The sequence below is a fragment of the Microbacterium sp. CPCC 204701 genome (assembly GCF_004010105.1).
Lineage (GTDB): Bacteria > Actinomycetota > Actinomycetes > Actinomycetales > Microbacteriaceae > Microbacterium.
This window is the reverse complement of record NZ_RRYE01000406.1, coordinates 1-2,545: the sequence shown is the minus strand read 5'-3', so window position 1 is coordinate 2,545 and position 2,545 is coordinate 1. Positions and strand designations below refer to the sequence as shown.

Sequence of the window (2,545 nt, the reverse complement as noted above, 5' to 3'; positions counted from 1 at the left end):
GCGGCGCTGCCCGGACTCTCGGCGGTCGACCCGCGCTGGATCGCCGAGCCCGCGATCGCCGTCCGCGCCGTCGGCGAGGGACTGCGCGCGCTGCACGACTCACTGCCCATCGAAGACTGCCCGTTCGACTGGGGCGTGCCCTCGCGCATCGCGAATGCCGCGGACCGCGGCGAGCGCGTTCCCGATGCGCTGCGCGAGCCGCCCGCGATCGACCGGCTCGTCGTGTGCCACGGCGACGCGTGCTGCCCCAACACGCTGATCGGCGACGACGGTCGCTGGAGCGGCCACGTCGACCTCGGCGGGCTCGGCACGGGCGACCGCTGGGCCGACATCGCCGTAGCGTCGATGTCGACGGCGTGGAACTATGGCGAGGGATGGGAGGACGCCCTCATCGAGGCGTACGGGGTCGAACCCGACCGCGAGCGCCTGTCGTACTACCGAGACCTCTGGAACGCGACATGACCACCATCACCGGCACCGTGACGAAGATCGACGGAGAACCCCACCTCGTGATCCTGCGGCGATTCCGCGCGAGCGCCGACGAGGTGTGGCGCGAGCTGACCGAGTCCGAGCGCCTCGAGCGCTGGATCGGCCGCTGGGAGGGCGACCCCGCGACCGGGCACGTCACGTTCCACATGACGGCGGAGGGGGCGGATGCCGAGCCCGAGGAGTACACGATCCTCGAGTGCGACCGTCCGCGCCGCTTCGCGGGCGACACCTCGCAGGGCGAGGGCTCGTGGCACCTGTGGTTCGAGCTGGCCGAGGAATCCGCCGGCGACACCGTTCTCACCTTCGGGCAGCGGCTGAACCCCGGTGAGGACGTCGGCTCGATCGGCCCCGGCTGGGAGTACTACCTCGACCGCCTCGTCGCAGCCCAGGCGGGGCTCGACGCCGAAGACGTGCAGTGGGACGACTATTTCCCGGCGCTCCAGGCGCCGTACGAGCGGCTGGTCGCCGCGGACTGAGGTACGCGCCCGCTGTCACGCCTCGGGGACGCTTCGTCTCGCTCGTTCCTCGCTCGGTCGACGCACGGAGCCACGCCCGGGCTCACGCGCCCGGCCCGAGGACGAAGTTCCACGTGTTGAAGACGACGGATGCCGCGACCGCCGTGAGCGCGATCGCGAGGCCGATCGCCATCAGCACCCACTCGCGTCCGCCGAAGCGCGACTCGCGCGCCCAGGTGCGCCGCACCGGCGCGCCGAAACCGCGCGCCTCCATCGCGGTGGCGAGCTTGGCGCCGCGCCGGATCGACAGGACCAGGAGAGCGAACGCCATGCCCAGGAATCGACGGAGGCGGCCTCGATCGGCGACGCCCCGCGCGCGCCGCGCGAGCTCGAGCGCGCGCCAGTCGTCGACGAACAGCCCGACCATCCGCAGGCCTGCCAGCGCTCCGAGCACGAACCGCGCCGGCAGGTGCACGACCTGCGCGAGCCCGTCGGCGAGGTCGGTCGGGTCGACGGTCACGAACAGCACGACCGACGGCAGCGCGATCGCCAGCACCCGCAGCATCGTGGCGAGGGCGAGCTCGAGCGATCCGTCGCTCACATGCACGACGAACCAGTCGACGTAGACGGCTCCGGATGCCTCGCCGTACAGCGCGATCGTGAGCCCGGTGAGTGGCGCGGCCAGCCACACCGGCCACGTGCGCGCCCAGAACTCCCGCCACCCGAGACCCGCGAACGGGATCAGCACGAACTCGAGGGCGAGCGCGACCGCCGCAGAGAGCCAGTCGAGGGTGAGCACGAGCGGGATCGCGATGAGCGCGCTCGCGCCGAGCTTCGCGACGGGGTTGATCCGGGCGACCGTCCCGGTGCGCGCGCGGGAGTCGAGCAGGGTCATGCGGGCGACCTCCCGAGCTCGAACCGCTCGGCGTGGAGCGCTTCGACCACGTCGAGGTCGTGGGTGATCGCGACGATCGCCGAACCACCCCCGCCGCCGATGTCACCGTCGCGCAGGCGCGCCAGCAGCCCGACGAGCTCCGCCCACGTGCGGGCGTCCTGCCCGAACGTGGGTTCATCGAGCACCAGCACGCGCGGCGCGGTCGCAAGGGCCGCCGCGACCGTGAGCCGCCGCTTCTCGCCCCCCGAGAGCGTGTAGGGGTTCGCGGCGGCGAGCCGGTCGAGCCGCAGCCGCTCCAGCAGCTCGTCCACGCGGTTGGTGATGTCGGCCTCCGTCCGCCCGAGGGCGCGCGGCCCCACCTCGAGCTCTTCGCGCACGGTGCGCGCGAGAAGCTGATGCTCGGGGTCCTGGAACACGGTGCCGATGCGGGTGAGCAGCTGCCGCGACGACCAGCGGATCGGCGTCGCTCCCGCTCCCGACGCAAGATCGGCGGATGCCTCGACCCGCCCCGCGGCGGGAGGCAGCAGTCCGGCGAGGGTGAGGCCGAGGGTGGACTTGCCGGAGCCGTTCGGTCCGGTGATCGCCAGCGCCGTACCCGCTCGCACGTCCAGATCGATGCCTCGCGCGACCGGGTGGCCCTTCACGCGCTCGACCGCGAGATCGCGCGCGCTCAGCAGCGGACCGCCGCCGCCCGAGCGTGGCGGCG

The 2,545-nt window shown here is 73.1% G+C and carries 4 protein-coding genes; 2 read left to right on the top strand and 2 right to left on the bottom strand.

Annotated elements, in window-relative coordinates; translation table 11 throughout:
- Both EIO58_RS16055 and EIO58_RS16050 read left to right on the top strand, forming a co-directional pair.
- Positions 1-462 (top strand): phosphotransferase (locus tag EIO58_RS16055; RefSeq protein WP_164861787.1); only part of this gene is annotated, 462 nt, incomplete at its 5' end.
- Positions 459-965, top strand: coding sequence for an SRPBCC domain-containing protein (locus tag EIO58_RS16050; RefSeq protein ID WP_127820335.1), 507 nt, complete (start codon positions 459-461; stop codon positions 963-965). The genes EIO58_RS16055 and EIO58_RS16050, both read left to right, overlap by 4 nt.
- Positions 966-1,047: 82 nt before the next feature.
- Here the strand turns inward: EIO58_RS16050 and EIO58_RS16045 are convergent, their stop codons facing one another.
- Positions 1,048-1,839, bottom strand: a complete 792-nt coding sequence (locus tag EIO58_RS16045) for an energy-coupling factor transporter transmembrane component T family protein (protein ID WP_127820334.1) — start codon at positions 1,837-1,839, stop codon at positions 1,048-1,050.
- Positions 1,836-2,545 (bottom strand): ABC transporter ATP-binding protein (locus EIO58_RS16040; RefSeq protein ID WP_164861786.1); only part of this gene is annotated, 710 nt, incomplete at its 5' end. The genes EIO58_RS16040 and EIO58_RS16045, both read right to left, overlap by 4 nt.